The organism is Aeromonas sp. QDB23, from assembly GCF_027707745.1.
In the GTDB taxonomy this organism is placed as follows: domain Bacteria; phylum Pseudomonadota; class Gammaproteobacteria; order Enterobacterales; family Aeromonadaceae; genus Aeromonas; species Aeromonas allosaccharophila.
This window is the reverse complement of sequence record NZ_JAPCJA010000046.1, coordinates 1-24,392: the sequence shown is the minus strand read 5'-3', so window position 1 is coordinate 24,392 and position 24,392 is coordinate 1. Positions and strand designations below refer to the sequence as shown.

The window sequence follows — 24,392 nt, the reverse complement described above, 5'->3', positions numbered from 1 at the left end:
CTATATTCTGCTTGATCTGTTTGATGGCTGCTCCTGGGAGCGGTCACGGGCAGACAGCGCTAAAGGTTGGTGGTGTGAGCGTATTTCTACGATTGAGCTGGTTTTTCAAGGAGCAGTGGCCCCGCTATCTGGCCGCCATCGCGCTGCTGCTGATGGTGGCCCTGTTGACCGTTATTCCGCCCAAAGTGGTGGGCTGGGTGGTGGATGGCATCGCCCAGGGCGGTCTCGACAATGGCACCCTGATGCGCTATCTGGCGGGGCTGTTCGGGCTCGGCGTGCTCATCTATCTGCTGCGCTACGTCTGGCGGGTGATGCTGTTTGGTGCCTCCTACCGGCTGGCGTATGTCCTGCGCAATCGGCTGTTCAGCCATTTCACCCGAATGAGCCCAGATTTTTATCAGCGTCACCGTACCGGCGATCTGATGGCCCATGCCACCAACGACATTCAGGCGGTGGAGATGACCGCTGGCGAAGGGGTGCTGACGCTGGTGGACTCCATCATGGTCGGGGTATTGGTGCTCTCCATCATGTGCAGCCAGTACTCCTGGCAATTGACGCTGGTTTCGCTGTTGCCGCTGCCGGTGATGGCCTATTTCATGAACCGCTTCGGCACCCAGATCTACACCCAGTTCAAGGCGGCGCAAGGGGCCTTCTCCAGGCTCAACAACAAGACCCAGGAGGCCCTTTCCGGTGTGCGGGTGCTGAAATCCTATGCGGTCGAATCGCTGGAAGATGAGGGCTTTGCCGAGCTGACCAGACAGGCAGGGGAGCGCAATATGGCGGTGGCCCGCATCGATGCCAAGTTCGATCCGGTCATCTATCTCTGCATCGGTTGCTCCTACTTCCTCGCGGTGGCGGGGGGCAGCGTGCTGGTGCTGCGCGATGAGCTGACCCTGGGTGAGCTTACCAGCTTCACCATGTACCTCGGTCAGCTGATCTGGCCGATGTTTGCCATCGCCTGGCTGTTCAACATCATCGAGCGGGGTAGCGCCGCCTACTCCCGTATCGAGAGCCTGCTTGGGGAGCGCAGCGATATCGAAGAGCCCGCCCAGCCAGCGGCGTTTACCTCTGCGTTTCCGCTGCAGATCAAAGGGGTGAGCTATCGACTTGAGCAGCGCACCCTGCTTGCGGATATCGACGTTACCCTAAAGCAAGGGGGGATGCTCGGGGTGGTGGGACGCACCGGGGCAGGCAAGAGCTCCCTGCTCAAGCTGTTGATGCGCCTCGCCAATCCAACGGAGGGTTCGATTGCCATGGGGGGCGTACCGATTGAGCAGCTGCCGCTCGGTACTCTGCGCAGCCAGTTCGCCTATGTGCCGCAGGAGCCATTCCTGTTTTCTACCACCATCGCCGCCAATATCGCCCTCGGCAAACCCGATGCGAGCCGCGAGGAGGTCGAGTGGGTGGCACGCATTGCCTGTGTCCACGATGATATCGTGCGTTTCCCCAAGGGGTATGAGACCGAGGTGGGGGAGAAGGGGGTGACCCTATCAGGCGGCCAGAAACAGCGGCTGGCCATTGCCCGTGCCCTGCTGCTGGAGGCGCCCATTCTGGTGCTCGATGATGCGCTCTCGGCGGTGGATGCCCACACCGAGCAGCAAATTCTGCACGCCCTCAAGACCCATCGTCGCACCCTGATCCTGGTCAGTCATCGCATGACCGCGGTGGAGCAGGCCGACGAGATCCTGGTGCTGGAGCAGGGGGCCGTCAGCGAGCGGGGTCATCACGGTGCCCTGATGGCGCACAATGGATGGTATGCAGATATGGTGCGTTACCAGCGTCTCGAAGAAGCCGTGGAGGAGAGCCTGTGAATCCGACCATTAAACGACTGCTCGCCTACTGCGCCCGCTATCCTCGCTGGCTGATTCAGGCGGGGATTTGCCTGCTGCTCGCCACCGGCGCCGAAGTGGCCGGACCGCTGCTGATCAAGCTTTTTATCGATGACTATCTGGCGCCACGCAATATCGTGCTGCCGAACATTGCCCTGATTGCGGCGGGCTATCTGGGCTTGCAGGTGCTCTCGGCGGCGGGCTTCTATTTGCAATCCCTGCGCTTTAACCGCATTGCCCAGGCGGTGGTGCAGACCTTGCGCGAGCAGGTATTTGCCACCGCCATTCGCTTGCCGGCCCGTTACTTTGACAAGCATCGCTCCGGCTCGCTGATCTCCCGCATCACCAACGACACCGAGGCGATCATGAACCTCTATGTGCAGGTGATCGGCTTGCTGGTGCAAAAAGTGGTGCTGCTGTGCGGCATCCTCATCTCCATGGCGCTGCTGGATCTGCGGCTGATGCTGGTCTGCTCCCTGTTGCTGCCCGCGGTGGGTGGGGTGATGTGGCTCTACCAGAAACTGAGCGTGCCGGTGGTGCGATCGACCCGCAGCCTGCTCTCCGACATCAACAGCCGCCTCAACGAGTCGCTGCAGGGGATGCCGGTGATCCAGGCGATGGTACAGGAGCGCCACTTTGCCAACGCCTTTGCCGAGGTGAACCAGCAGCACTGGTCGGCACGGGTCAAGAGCCTCAAGATCAACGGCATTTTGCTGCGTCCGCTCATCGATCTCTTCTACATGATGGTGCTGATTGGTCTGTTGGCGCTGTTCGCCCACGAGGGGGTGAGCCACGCGGGTGCTATTCAGGTAGGGGTGCTCTACGCCTTTATCAGCTATCTGGGGCGGATGATCGAGCCGCTCATCGAGATGACCAACCAGCTCAACCAGCTGCAGCAGGCGATGGTGGCGGGGGAGCGGGTCTTTGCCCTGCTCGATGAAACCCGCGAGAGCACCGATGGCGAGATGATCCCGCTGGAAGGGCGGGTCAGTTTCGAGCGGGTGAGCTTCTCCTACGATGGTGAGCAGCAGGTGCTGCGGGAGGTCAGTTTTGCCGCAAAACCGGGCCAGATGCTGGCGCTGGTGGGCCATACCGGCAGCGGCAAGTCCACAATCATCAGCTTGCTGATGGGCTTCTATCCGCTGGATCAGGGGCAGATCCGCTTCGATGATCACGCACTGGATACCCTGTCGCTGGCGGCGGTGCGCCGCAGCATCGGGCTGGTGCAGCAGGATCCTTTTATCTTCGTCGGCACCTTGGCGGAGAACCTGCGTCTCGGCCGCGCCGGCATAGATGACGCGCGACTCTGGCAGGCGCTGAGCGAGGTGCAGCTGGCCGAGTTTGTGCGCAGCTTACCACAGGGGATCAACACCCTGATGGAGGAGGGTGGCAAGAACCTCTCCGCCGGTCAGCGGCAACTGCTCTCCTTTGCCCGTGCACTGGTGGGAGATCCGCGTATCCTCATTCTGGATGAAGCGACGGCGAGCGTGGACTCCCAGACCGAGCTTGCGCTGTCGCAGGCTATTTCAGCTGCGCGTCGTGGTCGCACTACCATCGCCATCGCCCACCGCCTCTCGACCATCGTCGATGCGGACGAGATCCTGCTGCTCTCCCGCGGTCAGGTGAGCGAGCGGGGCAGCCACAGCGAGCTGATGGCCCTCGGCGGTCACTATGCCCAGCTGTTCGAGATGCAGAGTCAGGGAGCCTGGCTCGAAGAGAAGCGCGCCTGAGCACATTTGCTGTAACAGCGAGATGAACGAAAAGAGGTAACCGGTGCGGTACCCTCTTTTTTTACGACGGGCAAAAGGTCGTAACCGTGATCCCTGTGCTTGTCGAATGCCACAGATGCAGGCAACATGTTGTTTATATTAACTCATCGGATCAGTTCGCATATGGATTTGCAACGCTTCAAAGCCAATCTGGCGCTCCGGCTGTTTGCCTGGCGCTACATTCCCGTCATCGGGTTTTGTGCCCCGATCATCGAAGAGATGAACGCCAAGGCGCTGCGCATTCGCATTCCCCTTGGCTGGCGTACCCGCAACCATCTGGGCAGCATGTATTTTGGCGCGCTGGCGACCGGCGCCGATCTGGTAGGTGGTCTACTGGTGATGGAGAAGGGGCGGCAGCGCTGCAAGAAGGTGCACTTCGCCTTCAAGGATGTGCAGGGGGAGTTTTTGAAACGACCGGAGGGGGATGTGCAGTTCGACTGCGCCGCGGGGGAGGAGATTGACGCCATGATCGATGAATCGCTGGCCAGCGGTCGGCGCATCAATCGCCCCATCCGGGTGGTGGCCACTTGTCCGTCATTGAACGGGGATGAGGCGATGGCGCGTTTTGTGCTGACCCTGTCGATCAAGGCCAGCTAGCGGGTTGCCGGAGAGTGGCTCCCCAAGACGGGTTTAGCCAATCTCCGGGCTGACGCCCTCTTTCACCACGACCTTCATGCCGTTGAAGTTGACCACCTGTTCGGCCACGATCTTGCAGCGCTTGCGGGTCTCGACCTGACTGTCCACCTCGACCAGCCCTTCGGCAACGAGGGCTTTGGCGGCGCCGCCACAATCGGCCCACCCCTGATGTTTGATAAGGTCACACAAGGCAACGAAGGGGTGACCTTCGAGCAGAAACGTCTCCATGGGAAATCCTCTAGATGGATGAATGCCGGATACAGCAGGGCGACTATTTTAGGCAGTTCGCTCAGGCAAAGAAAGGAAGAGGGGGCACTCGCTGCGAAAAAGTGGCCGATTGCCCTTGAGTTGGCGCATTTAAAAGACCTGACATGCAGGTGAGAGGGCCACCCGTGACGTATCGTGACGCACCTCGTCCCCGCCGGTGTGCCCACACACTCCCCTGACTGTTAGGATCGGGTTACTCTCAATGGCCCAAGGAACTTCCCATGACACTCTCACGCCTGCTGCTGGTTACCCTGTGCAGCGCCCTTACTCTGTGCGGTGTTGCGCAGGCCAGTACCCCGGTGCAGGTCTCTCTGCCCGGGGTCAACCTGCCCGCGTCCCATCAGGTGGAAGGGGCGCGCGCCTCGCTGCTCTACGGTTGGACCGGTCAGGTGAAGGGTATTGATCTGCCGATCTTCGCCCTCTCCGATGTGGATCAGTTCAGCGGCCTGCAGCTCGGGATCTTTCTCGGTGCCGGTCGGGTGCGCCACCAGTTTGGCGGGGTCGCCATCAACGCCATCAACTGGCACGAAGGGCAGGATACCGGCGTCAATCTCGGGCTGGTCAACCTGACCAACAATGTGCAGGGGCTTAACTGGGGGGCGGTCAATATCGCCAAGGGCAATGCGCTGGCCAACTTCGGCTTCGTCAACTATGCCGAGCGTACCACCTTCCAGATTGGCTTTATCAATGCAACCAAGCACCTCGATGGCTTGCAGATCGGGCTGGCCAACTACGCTGCCAACGGCGTTTTCCCCATTCTGCCACTGGTGAACTTCCAGAAATCGTTCTGAGTGGGCGGTTCGCTTTGCGTTAAGGGCCTCTGCTGATTACCCTGTCCCCCTTGCAACTTGTGACAGGCGAACAGAGGTAATTGATGACGGCAGGGCAGATGAGTGCAATCGGGATCGGCTGGGATGTGCGTGGCTGGCAGGGTAGTGCCCAGGCGGTGGCTGTGGTGGGCTGGCAGGCCGGTTCCAACCGCCTGCACTGGCTCGGGGTGTCGCCGCTGTTTCGCCTGAGCTCGCGGGTGGCGCCGGATCTGGCTGCCCTGTTGCGTCCGGCCCTGCAAAACGAGCTGACCCTGATGCAGGTAGAAGCCTGCCCGCAACTGGCGCTCGGTATCGATGCGCCGCTCGCTTTCCCCCGCGCCTTGCGCGATCTGCTCAATGGCCAGCCACACAGCTGCGCCGCTCCCGAGCGGGAGATAGATAACCCCTATGCCTATCGCGACTGCGAGCGCTGGCTATATCAGCAGTATGGCAAGAAGCCGCTCTCAGCCACCTTCGACCGGCTCGGCAACAACGCCACCCTGGCGCTTTCCATGCTGCCGCAACTCTCTGATCTGCAACTGGTGCCCAAGGGGCAGGAGCAGGCCAGCCGCGCCGTGCTGGAGGTCTATCCGGCATTGGCCAAAATGGGCGGCAAGGCATCCCCTGCCAGACCCGAGCTGGCGGCCTTGCTGCCCGAGAATGTGCTGATCGGCACCGATCGCTACGATGCGGCGCTCTGCGCCCTGATGGCGCTGCAATATGCCGCAGGTGGCAAGGTGACCGTGTTGCCCGAGCTGGTTCAGCCACCCAGTGACATGCCCCGTGATGAGGGATGGGTCTATCACTTTGCCCGTCATGCTGTTGAACGTAACGGGATCTGATGGACGGGAACGCGGCGCATCATGGCGCCGCTCACCCTGTCGACGCTGGCGAAATGGCGCAAAAAACCTGTCTTTAGTCAGGAAATTGCCTGTTCATCCTGCGCCAAGGTGGCGCATCGTTATCTTCATCCGATATATTGCCCACCTTGCTGATCCTTTGCTGTGGTATTCCCGATGAAATCCGTTCTCTCTATTCAGTCCCACGTGGTCTTTGGTTGTGCCGGCAACAGCGCGGCTGTCTTCCCCATGCGCCGCCTTGGTATGGATGTATGGCCCATCAACACGGTGCAGTTTTCCAACCATACCCAATATGCCCAAGGGTGGCAGGGGATGGCGATGCCAGCGGGTCATATCAGCGCGTTGGTGAAAGGATTGGGCAATATCGAGGCGTTGAGCGGCTGTGACGCCGTGTTGAGCGGTTACCTCGGCTCCGCCGAGCAGGGTGACGAGATCCTGACCGTGGTCAACGCCGTCAAAGCGGCCAACCCCGATGCTATCTACTTCTGCGATCCCGTGATGGGTCATCCTGAGAAGGGGTGTATCGTCGCCCCCGGCGTCACCCGTTTCCTGACCGAGCAGGCGCTGCCGGTGGCCGATATGATGGCCCCCAACCTGCTGGAGCTGGAGACCCTCTGTGATACCCATCTGGCGGATTTGGATCAAACCCGCGCCGCTGCCCATCAGCTGCTGGCCCGCGGCGTCAAGCTGGTGCTGGTCAAGCATCTGGGTCGTGCGGCGCAGGACGCCAGCCGTTTCGAGATGCTGCTGGCGACCCCGCAAGGGGATTACCTGATTGCCCGTCCGCTCTACGACTTTGCCCGTCAGCCGGTAGGTGTGGGCGATCTTATCAGTGCCCTGATGCTGGCCAATCTGCTGGCAGGCCACGATGCGGTGAGCGCGTTCGAACGCACCAACGCCTCGGTGGATGCGGTGCTACAAGAGACCTGGCGCCAACAGGCTTACGAACTGCAACTCATCGCCGCGCAAGATGCCTTCGCTTTGCCGGAAGTTCAGGCGCGAGTGGTGCAACTGCCCTGAGTTGTGCAACTTGTGATGCAAAGAGGTGAGCCATTGGCTCACCTCTTTTGTTTGTATCGCTCCCGGTTATGAGATTAGCGAATAAGCCCCTGCTCAACCAGCCAGGCAAACAGCAGGCGGGAGACGGGGGAGAGTTCATCGAGGTGACTGCTGTCGAGCCAGCGCAGCTCGGCAATTTCGGCCGAGGCGACCGGGGGGCCGCTCGCGTCGCCGGTGTAGCAGCGCAGTCGCACCTCGACCCCAGCTGGCTTACCATCTGCTTGGGCGCTGAACTCGCAGGCAAAGCGCAGGGTATCAGGCTGCAAGATGACGGCCAGCTCCTCCTCAATCTCGCGGATCAGCGCCGCCTCATCGCTCTCGCCCGGTTCCCGCTTGCCGCCGGGGATGTAGTAGATCGCCTTGCCGTGGGAGCGGGCGCAGAGCAGTTGCTGATCTTTAAAGGTGAGCCAGGCGAGTTTGTCGATCATCCGTTTTCTCTCCGATGGGGTTGCCGTGATGAGCCGGGGCGCACTCAAGCGCGCTGCTGTGTTGCATGCAGGCAGCCTAACAAAGATGAAGTTGAGTCCCAAGGGGAAAGAGGGGAGAGACCGGAAACGCACTGTTTCCAGCGCGGTGAGCGCTTAGCAGAAAGAGTGCGCAAGGACTGTCTCGCCACAGCCGCCTCATCCCTAAAAAAGCGGACTGGCGCACACCACGGCAGGGCCGGACTGGGCTAAGGCGGGGCCCTTGTGGTTTAATCTTGCCACTTTAGCGGTAGTGGGCGACGAGCCTGCTACCTTGCGTGGGCAAGATGCAGGTGAGCAAGATGCAAGTGACAGCAGAGAGCAAGTTTATCGGACTCGGGGTGGCGGGCAATTTCGCCGGTCATCTGGAGCAGGCGGGCGAAGCGTCGGACTTCGTGGCGGTCGTGGTGCGCGACACCACCGCGCCCAAGGCGCTGTTCCCCTTCTTCGTGCCGGGTCACCCGGGCCAGCTCGGGGTGTTCCCGTTGAGCGACAAGGCGATCTTCTTGCCGGAGGCGGCGGTCAGCGGTGACGAGAAGGTGCAGATCGAGCCGGAAGTGGCGCTCTGGTGCGAGCTGGAGTATGCCGGCAAGCAGGTGGTGGCGATTCATCCCCGTACCTTTGGCGCCTATAACGACTGCTCTATCCGTCGTCCCAACGCCAAGAAGATCAGCGAGAAGAAGAACTGGGGTGAAGAGAGCAAGGGGTTGGCGGCTAACTTGCTGCCGCTCTCCGGTTTTGCCGCCGGTTGCGAGCTTGATGACTATCGCATCGCCTGCTATCTGGAGCGCGATGGTGAGCTGCACGCCTACGGGGTAGACAGCGCAGCCATCGATTACAGCTACTTCCACGGTCAGCTGCTCGACTGGGCCATCGACAAGTTCAACCATCAGCAGGACGAGGGACCAGCGGAGCATATTCAAGGGCTGCTGGCGCAGGCGGGACATCCTCCCCATGCGCTGATAAGTATCGGTGCCACCCGCTATACCCCGTTTGGCGAGACCCACTTCCTCAAACCGGGCGACACTTCCTGCGTGGTGGTCTACCCGGGCAGCCGTTATAGCGAAGCGGATATCCGCGAAGCGATCCGCAGCCGCAACTTTGGCGCTGATATGTCGGTGCTGCTGCAGGCGGTGCTGGCACGCTAATCAACCACAGTCTGCCCTGCTCCAGCTGGGCAGACTGCTCAGGTTTGTTGCTGAAGGTTTGCTTGAATGGACGGTCAAATAGAGCGCTTGGTTTACGTTATCCAGTGGCTTGCTTTAGTATTCCCCATTTTTCAGGGGGCACAGGCCGCTCATGCTTGAGTTAAAAACGATAGCCTTGTTTCTGATTACGGCTTTTTTCGAGATCCTTGGCTGTTATTTGCCATATCTCTGGTTGACTCAGGGTCGCAGCATCTGGTTACTGATCCCCGCAGGATTGAGTCTCATGCTGTTTGCCTGGCTACTATCGTTGCATCCTACCGCTGCAGGGCGTGTCTATGCGGCATATGGCGGTGTGTATATCTTCGTCGCCATCTTCTGGCTTTGGTTAGTGGATGGTATTCGGCCGAGTATGTGGGATCTTGTTGGTTCGTTCATTGCGCTGATTGGAATGGCCATAATCATGTTCGCTCCTCGTCATGGGTAACGAATGCGAACAACGCTGAAGGTTAGTCATTTTAAAAAGTGGATAAACAACCATGCGGATTGCACACGCAAACGAGGAAGATTATCAAACCCTCATTGAGCTATGGGAGGCCTCGGTGCAGGCAACCCACCACTTCCTGCCAGAGGCCGAGATCCTGGCTCTCAGACCCCTTATTCTGGAGCACTACTTCGATGCGGTGACACTGCACTGTGCCCGCACAGAAGAGGGGCTCATTGCGGGTTTTAGCGGCGTGCTCGAGGACAAGCTGGAGATGCTGTTTGTGGCCCCCGAGGCGCGGGGCTACGGCGTCGGCCGCCAGCTGGTGGAACATGCCATCGGCCAGTGCGGTGCGACGCTGGTTGACGTCAACGAGCAGAACGAACAGGCGGTGGGCTTCTATCTGAAGATGGGATTCACCGTGACGGGTCGCTCGCCGCTGGATGGTCAGGGCAAGCCCTATCCGCTGCTGCATATGGTGCTGGCACCGAGCTGATCGCTCCTGTTGAGTTGCAGGATCCATATAACGAGCGGGGAATAGCCGTGAATGTCCTCGTTCGTGTCTGTGCTGACACCGTGTGGATATCGTCGGTCTGGATGGAGAGAAGGGATGGAGATGATCAGAACGTGCAGAGTGACTGACTTGGCCGGGTTGCTGGTGCTCTACGGGGAGCTGCGACCCGATGATCCTCCGCTGGCAGCCGACATGGCTATCGCGACCCTTGAGTCACTGCTGAACGATCCCCGCATTCGGCTTATTGTTGCCGAGGTGGATGGTCAGCTGGCGGCGACCTGTCAGCTGGGGATCGTTCCGACGCTGACCAACGAGGGGCGGCCATTTGGCATCATAGAGCACGTGATCACCGCCAAGCGGTTTCGCCGTCGTGGTTTGAGTCAGCGGGTGTTGGAGAAGGCGTTGGCCCTCGCCTGGGAGCAGAGGTGCTACAAGGTGATGCTGCTATCGGGGGAGGGGCGCGAGGCTGCCCATCGGCTTTACGAGAAGCTGGGATTCAAGGCCTGAATCGAGCGGGGATTCGTGATCAAACGGCCGCAGGAAAATAGCGTATGCCCGGATGTGTGATACTGGGTGCGGGTGAATTAGAAAAAACGGGAGGTCGTAAGGCCTCCCGTTTTTTACAGACGAGATGCGCGGGTTGCCACCCTGCGCGGGGATGCGTTCCTGAAAGAGAGACTGCGATTAACGGGCGGCGACTTTATAGACCACTTTGATCAGCTGATAGCGCAGAGAGGACGCATCGGCCGGCACATCGGTGAGCTGCTCCTTGCTGACGCTGAGCTGGTAGCGGTAGCCCGGCTCGAACTGGAAGCCTTCAATATTCTGGTAGAACAGCGTCCAGGGCTGCTGCTCATCGCTGCGAACCTGCATGCACTGCATCGGACCGACCCCGACGCAATCGACCAGCTGGCTGTTGATATAGAGGGTCTCCCCCTGTGACGGGGCGGGGGCGCTCTGGCAGGCGGTCAGCAGCAAGGCGGCGCTGATAAACAGTGGTTTCATGATGGACTCCTTCAACGCGAAAGGGGGCATTAGAGCGGCAAACAAAAAGGCGGTCAATGACCGCCTTTGTAACAAACCATATCAGCGCAGTGGTTAGCGCTGCTCGAGCGGAGTGAACTCGCGCAGCGGGTGGCCCACGTAGAGCTGGCGTGGACGACCGATCTTGCTGTCAGGATCTGAGTGGAACTCGTTCCAGTGGGCAATCCAGCCGATGGTGCGGGAGATGGCGAAGATCACGGTGAACATGCTCATCGGGATGCCGATCGCCTTCATGATGATGCCGGAGTAGAAGTCCACGTTCGGGTAGAGTTTCTTCTCGACGAAGTAGGGGTCGGAGAGCGCAATGCGCTCCAGCTCCATGGCGACGTCCAGCAGCGGATCCTTGATCTGCAGCTCGGTCAGTACTTCGTGGCAGGTTTCGCGCATCACGGTGGCACGGGGGTCGTGGTTCTTGTAGACACGGTGACCGAAGCCCATCAGGCGGAACGGATCATTCTTGTCCTTGGCCTTGGCGATGTACTCGGGGATGCGATCCACCGAACCGATCTCTTCCAGCATGCGCAGGCAGGCTTCGTTGGCACCACCGTGGGCCGGTCCCCACAGGGAGGCGATCCCGGCGGCGATACAGGCGAACGGGTTGGCACCGGAGGAGCCAGCCAGACGCACGGTGGAGGTGGAGGCGTTCTGCTCGTGATCTGCATGGAGGGTGAAGATACGATCCATGGCGCGTTCAACGATGGGGTTGACCTTGTACTCTTCGGTCGGCACGCCAAACATCATGTGCAGGAAGTTGCCTGCATAGGAGAGGGCGTTACGCGGCTGCATGAACGGTTGGCCGATGGAGTACTTGTAACACATGGCGGCCAGGGTCGGCATCTTGGAGAGCAGACGGAAGGCACAGATCTCGCGATGCTGCTCGTTGTTGATGTCGAGGGCATCGTGATAGAAGGCGGAGAGGGCGCTGACCACACCGCACATGATGGCCATGGGGTGGGAGTCACGACGGAAGCCGCGGAAGAAGAAGGCTATCTGCTCGTGCACCATGGTGTGGCGGGTGACCAGACGTTCGAATTCGGCATATTGCGCCTTGGTGGGCGCCTCGCCGTACAGCAGGATATAGCAGACTTCCAGATAGGTGGCCTGGGTAGCAAGCTGGGCGATAGGGTAACCCCGGTGCAGCAAGACACCCAGATCCCCGTCAATGTAGGTAATGGCAGATTTGCAAGAACCGGTGGCCATGAAACCGGGGTCAAAGGTGAAATACCCCTGTGATCCCAATTTTCTGACATCGATGACATCCGGGCCGATGGTGCCGGAGAGGATCGGCAGTTCGACCGGATCTTTTCCGGGCAGGTGTAGGGTGGCTATCTTATCAGCCATAGCACGTCTCCTTTGCTCTTTATAATTTGGTTCCAGTCCTACTCTATTACGACTTTTATGACGCTGGCAAAGGTTGTTACCCATACCGAGGTGGCTGGAGCGCCTTATTTGAAACAGAGTTCCTTATCAATGTCAATTTTGCTGAAACCCCATTAATGGCATTAATGAAATGTTAAATTAAATATGCGATCGAGTTTGCGGTTTTGTGTTTTCTTTGTAGCTAATTGATTGTCTTCGGTTAAGGCCGCCGATATACTGCGCCACGTGGGTCATGGCTGCGGGTGTTTGAAACGCTTTGGCAAAGCCTGATGTGAAACCGAAAACTCGCGTTTTGGCTTTTTCAGAGTGTTTTGGTAACAAAAAACCAACAATCACCATTCCGTGCCCTCAAGTGTGAGTTAAAACAATAACTAACGTGCTCAATGGAGCTGAGTGGGCAAGCGTGAAAAACAAACAGAGACCGGTCAACCTCGACCTACAGACGATCAGCTTTCCTGTCACTGCCATTGCATCCATCCTGCACCGTGTTTCAGGGGTCATTACCTTTGTTGCACTGGGCATCTTGCTGTGGATGCTTGGTACTTCACTCGCCTCTCCCGAAGGGTTTACAACCGTGGTTGCCATCATGGACAACTTCCTGGTCAAACTCGTGCTGTGGGGGATCCTGACTGCGCTGGCATACCACATTGTGGGCGGCTTGCGTCATCTGGTCATGGATATGGGCTATTGGGAAGAGCTGGAATCCGGTAATCAGAGCGCCCGCGTGGCCTTCGTGATCACCGCGATCCTGGCTGTATTGGCGGGAGTGCTTGTATGGTAACCAATTCTGCAACCTTCGGGCGCAGCGGCGTTCACGATTACATCCTGATCCGCGCCACCGCCCTCATCATGACCTGTTATGTCCTCTATCTGGTGGGCTTTGTCGCGTTCAACGACATCACCTACGAGGTGTGGGCAGGCTTCTTCGCCAAAACCTTCACCAAGGTATTCACCCTGTTGACCCTGCTCTGCGTACTGATCCACGCCTGGATTGGTCTGTGGCAGGTGCTGACTGACTATATCAAGCCGGTAGGGCTGCGCGGGGCGCTGCAATTTGCCCTGGTCGTGGTGCTGTTTGTCTATCTGATGACGGGTTTCGTCGTGCTGTGGGGTGTGTAAGGTGACTATTCCAACTCGTGAATTTGATGCGGTGGTGATTGGTGCCGGTGGTGCCGGTATGCGCGCCGCGCTGCAGATTGCCCAGTCCGGCAAGAGCTGCGCTCTGTTGTCCAAGGTTTTTCCAACCCGTTCTCACACGGTGTCCGCCCAGGGCGGGATCACGGTTGCGCTGGGCAATGCCCACGACGACAACTGGCAGTGGCACATGTATGACACGGTAAAAGGCTCCGATTACATCGGTGATCAGGAAGCCATCGAGTACATGTGCAAGACCGGCCCCGAGGCCATCTATGAGCTTGAGAACATGGGGCTGCCCTTCTCCCGTTTCGACAACGGTTCTGTCTACCAGCGTCCGTTTGGTGGTCAGTCCAAGAATTTCGGTGGCGAGCAGGCGGCTCGTACCGCAGCGGCGGCCGACCGTACCGGTCATGCCCTGCTGCACACCCTCTATCAACAGAACGTCAAGAACAAGACCACCGTCTTCTCCGAGTGGTATGCGCTGGATCTGGTGAAAAACCAGGACGGTCACATCGTTGGCTGTACCGCCATCGATATGGAGAGTGGCGAAGTGGTCTACTTCAAGGCTAAGGCCACCGTGCTGGCCACCGGCGGTGCCGGTCGTATCTACCAGTCCACCACCAATGCCCACATCAACACCGGTGACGGTGTCGGCATGGCGCTGCGTGCCGGGGTAGGGGTGCAGGACATGGAGTTCTGGCAGTTCCACCCGACCGGCATCGCCGGTGCCGGGGTGCTGGTGACCGAAGGCTGCCGCGGTGAAGGCGGCTATCTGCTCAATAAAGATGGCGAGCGCTTCATGGAGCGTTACGCCCCCAACGCCAAGGACTTGGCCGGTCGCGACGTGGTGGCTCGCTCCATCATGATCGAGATCCGCGAAGGTCGCGGCTGCGACGGTCCCTGGGGCCCGCACATCAAGCTCAAGCTGGATCACCTCGGCAAAGAGGTGCTGGAATCCCGTCTGCCGGGTATCTGCGAACTTTCTCGCACCTTCGCCCACGTGGATCCGGTCAAAGAGCCTATTCCGATCATCCCGACCTGTCACTACATGATGGGCGGCGTGCCGACCAACGTGAATGGCCAGTGTCTGGCGCAAGACAAGGATGGCAACGACGTGCCGGTGGTCGGCCTGTTTGCGGTGGGCGAAATTGCCTGCGTCTCCGTACACGGTGCCAACCGTCTGGGTGGCAACTCGCTGCTGGATCTGGTGGTGTTTGGCCGCGCTGCCGGCATGCATCTGGTCAATACCCTGGGCGAGATGGATCACGGTCGCGATGCCTCCGAATCCGATATCGATGCCGCCATGGCGCGCTTCAACCGCTGGGAAAATTGCCGTGACGGCGAAGACCCGGTGCAGATCCGCAAAGACCTGCAGCGTTGCATGCAGAACAACTTCTCGGTGTTCCGCGAAGGGGATGCCATGGCAGAAGGGCTGGCCGAGCTGAAACTCATCCGCGAGCGCCTCAAGCATGCCCGTCTGGACGACACCTCCAAAGAGTTCAACACCCAGCGCATCGAGTGTCTGGAGCTGGACAACCTGATGGAGACGGCGTTTGCCACGGCGGTTGCCGCCAACTTCCGTACCGAGAGTCGCGGTGCTCACAGCCGCTTTGACTTCCCGGAGCGTGACGACGAGAGCTGGCTGTGTCACAGCCTCTATCACCCGGACACCGAGTCCATGACCCGTCGCGCTGTCAACATGTCACCCAAGACCCGTGAGGCGTTCCCGCCCAAGGTCCGGACTTACTGATTGCGGAGCCAGCCCTATGAACGTCACATTCTCTGTCTACAGATACAATCCGGATGTTGATAACGTCCCCCATATGAAGGAATATCGTCTTGATATTCCTGAAGGTTCCGACATGATGGTGCTCGACGCACTGATCCAGTTGAAAGAGCTGGATCCCACGCTCGCCTTCCGCCGCTCTTGCCGCGAAGGGGTCTGTGGATCAGACGGTCTCAACATGAATGGCAAGAACGGTCTTGCCTGTATCACCCCGCTCTCCGATCTGCTGAAGAAGGGCAATAACGTCGTTATCCGCCCCTTGCCTGGCCTGCCGGTGATCCGCGATCTGGTGATCGACATGACCCAGTTCTACACCCAGTGGGAGAAGGTCAAACCCTTCCTCATCAACGATGACAAGTTGCCGCCGGTGCGTGAGCACCTGCAATCCCCCGAAGAGCGCGCCAAGCTTGACGGCCTGTACGAGTGCATTCTCTGTGCCTGCTGCTCCACTTCGTGCCCCTCCTTCTGGTGGAACCCCGACAAGTTCATCGGTCCGGCCGGGCTGCTCGCCGCCTACCGCTGGCTGGCTGACAGCCGCGACACCGCGACCACCGAACGACTGGGGAATCTGGACGACGCATTCAGCGTGTTCCGCTGCCATGGCATCATGAACTGCGTGAACGTCTGTCCGAAAGGCTTGAACCCGACCAAGGCGATTGGCCAGATCAAGTCGATGTTGCTCAATCGGGCTGTTTAGTATCAGGGCCGGCCCCGCGCTGGCCCGACTTCTGGATAGCCATCCCACCCGTGGCAGGATGGCTATTTGACCCCTACAAGCTGCGCAGCAGTAACAAGAAGTACAAGGGATAGAAATGCATAACGGCGTGATGAAGGCCTGGTTGGAGTCATCTCACCTGGCTGGTGCGAATGCAAGCTATATCGAGGATTTGTACGAATCCTTCCTGGAAAATCCTGACTCCGTGTCCGACGAGTGGCGCAGCCTGTTTAGCGAGCTGCCCCAGGTCAATGGCCATGCGGTTGAACAACCTCACTCCCAGGTCCGCGATTATTTCCGTCGTCTGGCCAAGGATCCCTCTCGCTACAGTGCCCCCGTCTCCGATCCGCAAGTGGATGCCAAGCAGGTGCGGGTATTGCAGCTGATCAACGCCTTCCGTTTCCGTGGTCACCAGAATGCCAATCTGGACCCGCTGGGCCTGTGGCAGCGTGAAACCGTTGCCGAACTGGATCCTGCGTTCCACAACCTGCAGGGCGCAGACATGGAGGCCACCTTCAATGTGGGCTCCTACGCCATCGGTCGCGAGACCATGGTGCTCTCCGATCTCTACGCCTCGCTGAAAAAGACCTACTGCAGCAGCATAGGTGCCGACTACATGCACCTCACCTCCACGGAGGAGAAGCGCTGGCTGCAACAGCGTCTCGAATCCATTGAAGGGAAGGGAAGCTACACCCTCGAAGAGAAGACCCGTTTCCTCGAGAGCCTGACCGCCGCCGAAGGGCTGGAGAAATATCTGGGCGCCAAGTTCCCGGGAGCCAAGCGCTTCTCGCTGGAAGGTGGCGACGCCATGATCCCCATGCTCAAGGAGCTGATCCGTCGCGCCGGTGAGCAGGGCTGCAAAGAGGCAGTCATCGGCATGGCCCACCGCGGCCGCCTCAACGTGCTGATCAACGTGCTCGGTAAACGGGCGCAGGACCTGTTCGACGAGTTTGCCGGCAAGCATGGCGAATCCTGGGGTACCGGTGATGTGAAGTACCACATGGGCTTCTCCTCCGATTTCGCGACCCCGGGTGGCAACGTCCACCTGGCGCTGGCGTTCAACCCCTCTCACCTCGAAATCGTCAACCCGGTAGTCATCGGCTCGGTCCGTGCCCGGATGGATCGTCGCGGTGACAAGGATGGCTCCAGCGTGCTGCCCATCACCATTCACGGTGACTCGGCCATGTCCGGTCAGGGCGTGGTGGCCGAGACCTTCAACATGTCCCAGACCCGTGCCTATGGCGTCGGCGGGACGGTGCGCATCGTCATCAACAACCAGGTCGGTTTCACCACCTCTTACCATCGTGATCTGCGCTCCACCGAATATTGCACCGACATCGCCAAGGCGGTACAGGCGCCGGTGCTGCACGTCAACGGGGATGATCCGGAAGCCGTGGTGCTGGTGACCCAGATTGCGCTGGATTACCGCAACACCTTCAAACGCGACGTGGTGATCGAGCTGGTCTGCTACCGTCGTCACGGCCACAACGAAGCGGACGAGCCGAGTGCGACCCAGCCGCTGATGTACCAGAAGATCAAACAGCACCCGACCCCGCGCAAGATCTACGCCGATCAGCTGGTGGCCGAGGGTAGCCTTGCTCAGGAGCGGGCGACCGAACTGGTCAACGAGTATCGCGAAGCGCTGGATCGCGGCGAGCGGGTGAGCAAGGAGTGGCGCCCGATGGAGCTGCACTCCGTCGACTGGACCCCTTATCTGGGCCACGACTGGAACATGGCCTATGAGAGTGCTGTGCCGATGGATCACCTCAAGAGCCTCGGCGAGCGGGTAAGCCAGTATCCGGCCACCCATGTGCTGCAGCGTCAGGTCGAGAAGATTTACGAAGACCGCCGGCTGATGGCCGCGGGCGAGAAGCTGGTGGATTGGGGCTTTGCCGAGACCCTGGCCTACGCCACCCTGGTGGACAAGGGTTCCCGCATCCGCTTTACCGGTGAAGACTCCGGCCGTGGCACCTTCTTCCACCGCCACGCCGTGCTGCACAGCCAGACCGATGCCAGCACTTATACCCCGCTGTGCAACCTGCACGACGAGCAGGGGCCGTTCGAGGTGTACGACTCGGTGCTGACCGAGAACGCGGTACTGGCCTTTGAATATGGCTACGCCAGCGCCGAGCCGGCTGGCCTCACCATCTGGGAAGCCCAGTTCGGCGACTTCGCCAACTGTGCCCAGGTGGTGGTGGATCAGTTCCTCTCCTCCGGTGAGCAGAAGTGGGGCCGGATGTGCGGCCTGACCATGCTGCTGCCGCACGGTTACGAGGGGCAGGGGCCGGAGCACTCCTCCGCCCGTCTGGAGCGTTATCTGCAGATGTGCGCCCAGCACAACATGCAGGTGTGCGTGCCCTCTACCCCGGCGCAGGTGTTCCATATGCTGCGTCGTCAGGTGGTGCGCCCGATGCGCCGTCCGCTCATCGTGATGACGCCCAAATCCCTGCTGCGCCACCCGCTGGCGGTGAGCAAGCTCGAAGAGCTGGCTGACGGCACCTTCCAGAACGCCATCGGCGAGATCGATGCGCTGGATCCGAAAGCGGTCAAGCGCGTGGTGTTCTGCTCCGGCAAGGTCTACTACGACCTGCTCGATGCCCGTCGCAAGGCCGAGCAGCACGATGTGGCACTGGTGCGGATCGAGCAGCTCTACCCCTTCCCGGAAGAGGAAGTGCGCGCCATTCTGGCCAACTACAGCCACGTCACCGATTTTGTCTGGTGTCAGGAAGAGCCGCAGAACCAGGGCGCCTGGTACTGCACCCGTCACCACTACGATGGCGTGCTGCCAGCCGGAGCCACCCTGCGTTATGCCGGTCGCCCCGCGTCAGCCTCACCGGCCGTCGGTTACATGTCTGTCCACGCCAAGCAGCAAAAAGCCTTGGTGGAAGATGCCCTTACCCTGTAAAGCCTCTGGCATAGAAGTAAAAAGGAACTGATTGGATGACTATCGAAATCAAGGTACCGGATCTGCCGGAATCAGTGGCCGATGCCACTATCGCCACCTGGCACAAGAAACCGGGCGATCTGGTCGCCCGTGACGAAGTGCTGGTCGACATCGAGACCGACAAGGTGGTGCTGGAAGTACCGGCACCGCAAGCCGGTGTGCTGGGGGATATTCTGCAAGGGGAAGGGGCGACCGTGTTGTCCCGTCAACTGATTGCCATCCTCACCGCCGCCCCGGTGGCCGGTGAAGAGACCAAAGAAAAACCGGCTGACGCGGTGGCCGATGATGGCGCCGATGGCCTGAGCCCCTCGGTGCGCCGCCTGATTGGCGAGCACGACATCGACGTGGCCAAGCTGACTGGCACCGGCAAGGGCGGTCGCATCACCAAGGATGATGTGGAAGCCTTCATCAAGGCCAAGAGCCAGCCTGCGGCTGCCGCACCGGTCGTCGCTGCCGCGCCTGTGGCCAAGGTTGCCCCACTGGGTGGTCGCACTGACAAGCGGGTGCCGATGACCCGTCTGCGCAAGCGCATTGCCGAGCGTCTGCTGGAAGCGAAAAACACCACCGCCATGCTGACCACCTTCAACGAGGTCAACATGAAGCCCATCATGGATCTGCGCAAGCAGTACGGCGAGATCTTCGAGAAGAAGCACGGCATCAAGCTCGGCTTTATGTCCTTCTACGTGAAGGCGGTGGTCGAATCCCTCAAGCGCTATCCGGAAGTGAACGCGGCGCTCGATGGTGATGACGTGGTTTACCACAACTACTTCGACGTCAGCATCGCCGTCTCCACCCCCCGTGGTCTGGTGACGCCGGTGCTGCGCGACTGCGACAACATGAGCCTGGCGGACATCGAGAAGGCCATCAAGGATCTGGCGGGCAAGGGCCGTGACGGCAAGCTGACCGTGGATGAACTGACTGGCGGCAACTTCACCATCACCAACGGTGGCGTGTTCGGCTCCCTGATGTCCACTCCGATCATCAACCCGCCCCAGAGCGCCATTCTGGGGATGCACAAGATCCAGGATCGCCCGATGGCCGTTGCTGGCAAGGTCGAGATCTTGCCGATGATGTACCTGGCACTCTCCTACGATCACCGGATCATCGATGGACGCGAATCGGTAGGCTTCCTGGTCTCCGTCAAGGAGCTGCTGGAAGACCCGACCCGTCTGTTGCTGGACGTCTAAGCCTGTAGCACGCAGGCAAGGGGTTTGCGCCTCGAGCCGGTGTGTTGCCGGGCGTTTAAGCACTGTAATACCCGAGCGATTGAAAGATAACGAGGGGCCGCCCAGGCCCCCATTCACAGGGGATTGAGAAACACCAGCCCCGGACGGAAATACCTACAACACGGATAGAGCATCTATGAATCTGCATGAATATCAGGCAAAACAGCTGTTTGCCGAGTATGGCCTGCCGGTCTCCGAAGGTTATGCCTGCGCTACCCCACAAGAAGCGGCCGAAGCGGCTGACAAGATTGGCGGCAATATCTGGGTCGTCAAATGCCAGGTACACGCCGGTGGTCGTGGTAAAGCGGGCGGCGTGAAAGTGGCCAAGAGCAAGGATGAGATCCGTGCCTTCGCCCAGAACTGGCTTGGCAAAAATCTGGTGACCTACCAGACCGACGCCAACGGCCAGCCGGTCACCAAGATCCTGGTGGAATCTTGCACCGACATCGCCAAAGAGCTCTACCTGGGCGCCGTGGTGGATCGTGGCTCACGCCGCGTGGTCTTCATGGCCTCTACCGAAGGTGGCGTGGATATCGAGAAGATTGCCCACGAAACCCCTCATCTGATCCACAAAGCGGCCATCGATCCGCTGGTGGGTCCGCAGGCTTACCAGGCCCGCGAACTGGCCTTCAAACTGGGTCTGGTCGGCGATCAGATCAAACAGTTCACCAAGATCTTCTTGGGGCTGGGCCAGATGTTCCTGGATTGCGATTTCGCACTGCTGGAGATCAACCCGCTGGTGATCACCAAGCAGGGCAACCTGCACTGCCTCGATGGCAAGATCAACATCGACGCCAACGCCCTCTATCGTCAGCCCAAGCTGCGCGAGATGCATGACCCGTCACAGGATGACCCCCGCGAAGCGCACGCCGCCCAGTGGGAGCTGAACTATGTGGCCCTCGATGGCAACATCGGCTGCATGGTCAACGGCGCGGGTCTGGCCATGGGCACCATGGACATCGTCAACCTGCACGGCGGCAAACCGGCCAACTTCCTTGACGTTGGCGGTGGCGCCACCAAGGAGCGCGTGACCGAAGCGTTCAAGATCATCCTCTCCGACAGCAACGTCAAAGCGGTGCTGGTCAACATCTTCGGCGGCATCGTGCGCTGCGACATGATCGCGGAAGGCATTATCGGTGCGGTCAAAGAAGTGGGGGTCAAGGTGCCCGTCGTGGTCCGTCTGGAAGGCAACAACGCCGAGCTGGGTGGTATCAAGCTGGCCGAGAGCGGCCTCAACATCATTGCGGCCAAGAGTCTGACCGATGCCGCGCAGCAAGTCGTCAAAGCAGCGGAGGCCAACTGATGAGCGTACTGATCAACAAGGACACCCGAGTCATCTGCCAGGGCTTTACCGGCGGTCAGGGTACTTTCCACTCCGAGCAGGCGCTTTCCTACGGCACCCAGCTGGTCGGCGGCGTCTCCCCGGGCAAGGGCGGCACCACCCATCTGGGCCTGCCGGTGTTCAACACCGTTCGTGACGCGGTCGAAGCGACCGGCGCCACTGCCTCCGTCATCTATGTTCCGGCACCGTTCTGCAAGGACGCGATCCTGGAAGCGATCGACGCGGGCATCAAGCTGATCGTCACCATCACCGAAGGCATCCCGACCCTGGATATGCTGGATGTCAAAGTGAAGCTGCAAGAGACCGGCGTGCGGATGATCGGCCCCAACTGCCCGGGTGTGATCACTCCGGGTGAGTGCAAGATCGGCATCATGCCGGGCCACATTCACAAGCCGGGCAAGGTGGGCATCGTCTCCCGCTCCGGCACCCTGACCTACGAAGCGGTCAAACAGACCACTGACGAGGGCTTTGGCCAGTCCACCTGCGTCGGTATCGGTGGCGACCCCATTCCGGGCTCCAACTTTATCGACATTCTGGAGATGTTCCAGAACGACCCGCAGACCGAAGCGATCGTGATGATCGGCGAGATCGGCGGCAACGCCGAAGAAGACGCGGCCGCCTATATCAAGGCCCACGTCACCAAGCCGGTGGTCTCTTATATCGCCGGTGTTACTGCCCCTCCCGGCAAGCGGATGGGCCACGCTGGCGCCATCATCTCCGGTGGCAAGGGTACCGCCGCCGAGAAGTTTGCCGCGCTGGAAGATGCTGGCGTGAAAACCGTCCGGTCGCTTGCCGATATCGGTAAGGCCCTGCGCGAAGTGACCGGCTGGTAATTCCTATTAGCCCGTTATCTCTAATAAAAAGCCGCCCAATGGGCGGCTTTTTTATGGTCTGGTTCGTAATTTATCACTCATATCAGAATACGCGTCTCTATTCGAACCTACAGTTCTATAACTTGATTTAAATCAAGCGTCAATGCAATGTGAATGTATTAAATATGGATTTTAACTATTGATAAAAAGGAAGGTGCACCGTGGCATACGATTTAACAAAAAGATTGGTTGTTGGCTTGTCTTCTAGCGCGTTGTTTGACCTTGAGGAGTCAGATAATATATTCAGAACAGAAGGTGAAGAGTCTTATAGAGAATATCAGAGGAAAATGCAAGATGAACCATTGAGTAGAGGTGTTGCATTTCCATTTATTCGTCGCTTACTTAAGCTAAATACATTATTTCCACAAGATCCGTTGGTAGAAGTAATATTGCTTTCACGAAATGATTCTGATACTGGACTCCGAGTTATGAACTCAATTGAACATTATGGGCTAGGTATTACGAGAGCTGTATTTCTACAAGGTAAGTCACCTTATATATATATTCCTGCGTTTGATATCGAATTGTTTTTATCAGCCAATTATCAAGATGTTAGACAAGCAGTTCTTGCCGGATACCCTGCAGGCCAAATTCTGAGTGGTGATATCAAAGATGATACTGAAGACCTAGAGCTTCGAATAGCTTTCGACTTTGATGGCGTTATTGCAGATGATGAGGCGGAGGGCGTTTATAAAAGTTCAGGGCAGTTAGCTGATTTTCACTCTCACGAGTCTGAGCTGGTTGATGTCCCACATAACCCTGGTCCACTGAAAAATTTTCTGCAGCGTATTTCGGACATACAAAAACTTGAGGCTGACAAGAAAAAAGAGGATTCAAGTTATTTGCCGATGCTTAAAGTATCAATTGTGACAGCAAGAAATGCACCTTCTCACAAGCGAGTCATAAATACTATGCGCTCTTGGGGTATTTCTGTAAATGAGGCATTTTTATGGGAGGGGTGGAAAAGTCAAAAGTATTGAATATATTACGGCCACACATATTTTTTGATGATCAAAAGTTACATTTACAATCGTCTTCTATTTTACCATCGGTACATATTCCTTTTGGCGTCGCAAATAAAGATTTGGTACTTTAATAAAGCGATTTTGTTCGAATAGAGACGAATATTCGGATGATCGGGGCGTTAGTATGCTGCAGTCATTACCTGCGGCCAGAATCGAATAGCCCAAGATTGTTACGCTGCTGCAACCACGTTGGCTAACCAGTGTCTAACTGGTGAATCAGTTCTGCCGCTGTTTGGGACAACCAGAACGCGGGTTAACCCAAGGCCATTGACCTTTGCGGCAGTTTTTCTCGCTATCAGCTCTGGCTATCACGCCACGCCTATACAAATGCCGACCCGGAGGTCGGCATTTCGCTGTTACAAGGCACTGTGCTGGCGGCATATACGCTTAGAGCCCTGCTGCCTAGATCCTCACACTCGCCATATCGCCTGAACCCTATTGGCTAAAGACTGTCTGCCCGCGAAAGACGGTGCGGGTGACTTTGGTATCGGCGATCTGCTCCGGTGTGCCGCTGGCGACCAGCTGGTAGAGATCCCGGTCGAGCACGATAAAGTCAGCCGACTTGCCCGCTTCGATGGAGCCGCTGACGGCCTGCTGACGCACCGCGCGGGCGCCGTTGATGGTGTAGGCATCCAGCATCTGGTCGAGGGTGATGCGCTGGCTCGCCCGAAAGTCATCGCCGCTTTGGGGCGCATGGTTGACCCCGGCGGCCATATTGACGAAGGGGCGCGGATCGCGGCTGTCGACCGGCGCATCGCTACCGGCCACCAGAATGGCCCCCGCCTTGCGTGAGCTGGCCACCGGGTAGAGCGCCTGCTTGAGCCGTCATTCCGCACCTGATTTTGCTATTTTCAGTGCTTGACGGCGATCGGCCGTTCTGATCTATTACTCTCTTTTGCAGGTAGATCATCATGGCCGCACCCGCTATCTCGATCCGTAACCTCGATCACCTTGGTTTGGTCGCCGCACTCTGCCAGGAACTGGGCATTGCCCGCATGATCGATGCCTTGCTCCCCAAAACCCCGCCTTTCAAGGTCTCACATGGTGAAGCCTTGGTCGCCATGATAGTGAACGGCCTCGGCTTT

Annotated in this window: 24 protein-coding genes and 2 pseudogenes; 20 read left to right on the top strand and 6 right to left on the bottom strand. The window is 58.8% G+C overall.

Annotation, left to right across the window (positions count from 1 at the left end; genetic code table 11):
* Positions 1–74: 74 nt before the first annotated feature.
* From PG888_RS17325 to PG888_RS17315, 3 genes are all read left to right on the top strand, one after another.
* Positions 75–1,811 carry an ABC transporter transmembrane domain-containing protein gene (locus tag PG888_RS17325; RefSeq protein ID WP_270693901.1) on the top strand — a complete coding sequence of 579 codons (1,737 nt, stop codon included), beginning with the start codon at positions 75–77 and terminating at the stop codon, positions 1,809–1,811.
* The gene (locus tag PG888_RS17320; RefSeq protein ID WP_270693902.1) at positions 1,808–3,559 is read left to right on the top strand and encodes an ABC transporter transmembrane domain-containing protein; all 1,752 of its coding nucleotides are present in this window, start codon (positions 1,808–1,810) and stop codon (positions 3,557–3,559) included. The genes PG888_RS17325 and PG888_RS17320 overlap by 4 nt, the downstream gene beginning before the upstream one ends.
* 162 nt (positions 3,560–3,721) lie before the next feature.
* Positions 3,722–4,195 (top strand): DUF4442 domain-containing protein, encoded by a 474-nt coding sequence (locus PG888_RS17315; RefSeq protein WP_270693905.1) that lies wholly within the window; start codon positions 3,722–3,724, stop codon positions 4,193–4,195.
* A gap of 33 nt (positions 4,196–4,228) precedes the next feature.
* On the opposite strand, the gene ybcJ is transcribed toward PG888_RS17315, so the two are convergent.
* The gene (ybcJ, locus tag PG888_RS17310) at positions 4,229–4,462 is read right to left on the bottom strand and encodes a ribosome-associated protein YbcJ (protein ID WP_270693906.1); all 234 of its coding nucleotides are present in this window, start codon (positions 4,460–4,462) and stop codon (positions 4,229–4,231) included.
* 260 nt (positions 4,463–4,722) lie between these two features.
* Between ybcJ and PG888_RS17305 the strand changes: the two genes are divergently transcribed.
* From PG888_RS17305 to pdxY, 3 genes are all read left to right on the top strand, one after another.
* Positions 4,723–5,292 carry a VC2662 family protein gene (locus tag PG888_RS17305; RefSeq protein WP_270693908.1) on the top strand — a complete coding sequence of 190 codons (570 nt, stop codon included), beginning with the start codon at positions 4,723–4,725 and terminating at the stop codon, positions 5,290–5,292.
* An 83-nt stretch (positions 5,293–5,375) separates the two neighbouring features.
* The gene (locus PG888_RS17300; protein ID WP_270693909.1) at positions 5,376–6,152 is read left to right on the top strand and encodes a DUF429 domain-containing protein; all 777 of its coding nucleotides are present in this window, start codon (positions 5,376–5,378) and stop codon (positions 6,150–6,152) included.
* Between the two features lie 174 nt (positions 6,153–6,326).
* Entirely contained in the window at positions 6,327–7,190 is an 864-nt protein-coding gene (gene pdxY / locus PG888_RS17295; protein WP_270693910.1) for a pyridoxal kinase PdxY, read from the top strand.
* A 74-nt stretch (positions 7,191–7,264) separates the two neighbouring features.
* On the opposite strand, the gene PG888_RS17290 is transcribed toward pdxY, so the two are convergent.
* Entirely contained in the window at positions 7,265–7,657 is a 393-nt protein-coding gene (locus PG888_RS17290) for an NUDIX hydrolase (protein WP_182937607.1), read from the bottom strand.
* Between the two features lie 338 nt (positions 7,658–7,995).
* On the opposite strand from PG888_RS17290, the gene PG888_RS17285 reads away from it, so the two are divergent.
* From PG888_RS17285 to PG888_RS17270, 4 genes are all read left to right on the top strand, one after another.
* A complete protein-coding gene (locus PG888_RS17285; RefSeq protein ID WP_182937606.1) occupies positions 7,996–8,841 on the top strand; it encodes a DUF5718 family protein in 846 nt (281 codons plus the stop codon).
* A 151-nt stretch (positions 8,842–8,992) separates the two neighbouring features.
* Positions 8,993–9,325 (top strand): YnfA family protein, encoded by a 333-nt coding sequence (locus PG888_RS17280; RefSeq protein WP_042063251.1) that lies wholly within the window; start codon positions 8,993–8,995, stop codon positions 9,323–9,325.
* Positions 9,326–9,377: 52 nt separating this feature from the next.
* On the top strand, positions 9,378–9,818 hold the full coding sequence (locus PG888_RS17275; RefSeq protein WP_270693913.1) for an acetyltransferase: 441 nt from the start codon (positions 9,378–9,380) through the stop codon (positions 9,816–9,818).
* Between the two features lie 114 nt (positions 9,819–9,932).
* Positions 9,933–10,343, top strand: coding sequence for a GNAT family N-acetyltransferase (locus PG888_RS17270; RefSeq protein ID WP_182937604.1), 411 nt, complete (start codon positions 9,933–9,935; stop codon positions 10,341–10,343).
* Positions 10,344–10,520: 177 nt separating this feature from the next.
* Here PG888_RS17270 and PG888_RS17265 read toward each other — a convergent pair whose 3' ends face one another.
* From PG888_RS17265 to PG888_RS17255, 3 genes are all read right to left on the bottom strand, one after another.
* The gene (locus PG888_RS17265; RefSeq protein WP_182937603.1) at positions 10,521–10,841 is read right to left on the bottom strand and encodes a DUF4377 domain-containing protein; all 321 of its coding nucleotides are present in this window, start codon (positions 10,839–10,841) and stop codon (positions 10,521–10,523) included.
* 93 nt (positions 10,842–10,934) lie between these two features.
* Complete coding sequence (locus PG888_RS17260; RefSeq protein ID WP_042059419.1) at positions 10,935–12,221, bottom strand: citrate synthase; 1,287 nt, start codon at positions 12,219–12,221, stop codon at positions 10,935–10,937.
* 177 nt (positions 12,222–12,398) lie between these two features.
* A complete protein-coding gene (locus PG888_RS17255) occupies positions 12,399–12,599 on the bottom strand; it encodes a hypothetical protein (RefSeq protein WP_124929313.1) in 201 nt (66 codons plus the stop codon).
* Between the two features lie 64 nt (positions 12,600–12,663).
* Between PG888_RS17255 and sdhC the strand changes: the two genes are divergently transcribed.
* From sdhC to PG888_RS17210, 9 genes and pseudogenes are all read left to right on the top strand, one after another.
* A complete protein-coding gene (sdhC, locus tag PG888_RS17250; protein ID WP_182937602.1) occupies positions 12,664–13,041 on the top strand; it encodes a succinate dehydrogenase cytochrome b556 subunit in 378 nt (125 codons plus the stop codon).
* Positions 13,035–13,379 carry a succinate dehydrogenase, hydrophobic membrane anchor protein gene (gene sdhD / locus PG888_RS17245; RefSeq protein ID WP_005333558.1) on the top strand — a complete coding sequence of 115 codons (345 nt, stop codon included), beginning with the start codon at positions 13,035–13,037 and terminating at the stop codon, positions 13,377–13,379. Before sdhC ends, sdhD begins: the two co-directional genes overlap by 7 nt.
* A gap of 1 nt (position 13,380) precedes the next feature.
* Complete coding sequence (gene sdhA / locus PG888_RS17240) at positions 13,381–15,147, top strand: succinate dehydrogenase flavoprotein subunit (RefSeq protein ID WP_042059423.1); 1,767 nt, start codon at positions 13,381–13,383, stop codon at positions 15,145–15,147.
* Positions 15,148–15,163: 16 nt separating this feature from the next.
* On the top strand, positions 15,164–15,880 hold the full coding sequence (locus tag PG888_RS17235) for a succinate dehydrogenase iron-sulfur subunit (protein WP_005333549.1): 717 nt from the start codon (positions 15,164–15,166) through the stop codon (positions 15,878–15,880).
* A 115-nt stretch (positions 15,881–15,995) separates the two neighbouring features.
* A complete protein-coding gene (gene sucA / locus PG888_RS17230) occupies positions 15,996–18,803 on the top strand; it encodes a 2-oxoglutarate dehydrogenase E1 component (protein ID WP_270693918.1) in 2,808 nt (935 codons plus the stop codon).
* A 35-nt stretch (positions 18,804–18,838) separates the two neighbouring features.
* Positions 18,839–20,029, top strand: coding sequence for a 2-oxoglutarate dehydrogenase complex dihydrolipoyllysine-residue succinyltransferase (odhB, locus tag PG888_RS17225; protein WP_270693919.1), 1,191 nt, complete (start codon positions 18,839–18,841; stop codon positions 20,027–20,029).
* 175 nt (positions 20,030–20,204) lie between these two features.
* Positions 20,205–21,371, top strand: coding sequence for an ADP-forming succinate--CoA ligase subunit beta (gene sucC / locus PG888_RS17220; RefSeq protein WP_042059430.1), 1,167 nt, complete (start codon positions 20,205–20,207; stop codon positions 21,369–21,371).
* Positions 21,371–22,243 carry a succinate--CoA ligase subunit alpha gene (gene sucD / locus PG888_RS17215; protein ID WP_005333542.1) on the top strand — a complete coding sequence of 291 codons (873 nt, stop codon included), beginning with the start codon at positions 21,371–21,373 and terminating at the stop codon, positions 22,241–22,243. Before sucC ends, sucD begins: the two co-directional genes overlap by 1 nt.
* A 200-nt stretch (positions 22,244–22,443) precedes the next feature.
* Positions 22,444–23,378 (top strand): annotated as a pseudogene (locus PG888_RS17210) (5'-nucleotidase).
* Between the two features lie 364 nt (positions 23,379–23,742).
* Here PG888_RS17210 and PG888_RS17205 read toward each other — a convergent pair.
* Positions 23,743–24,129: pseudogene (locus PG888_RS17205) on the bottom strand (amidohydrolase family protein); the annotation flags it as partial.
* Between the two features lie 89 nt (positions 24,130–24,218).
* On the opposite strand from PG888_RS17205, the gene PG888_RS17200 reads away from it, so the two are divergent.
* Positions 24,219–24,392: DUF4277 domain-containing protein (locus tag PG888_RS17200; RefSeq protein ID WP_270693922.1), on the top strand; the 174-nt coding region annotated here is incomplete at its 3' end.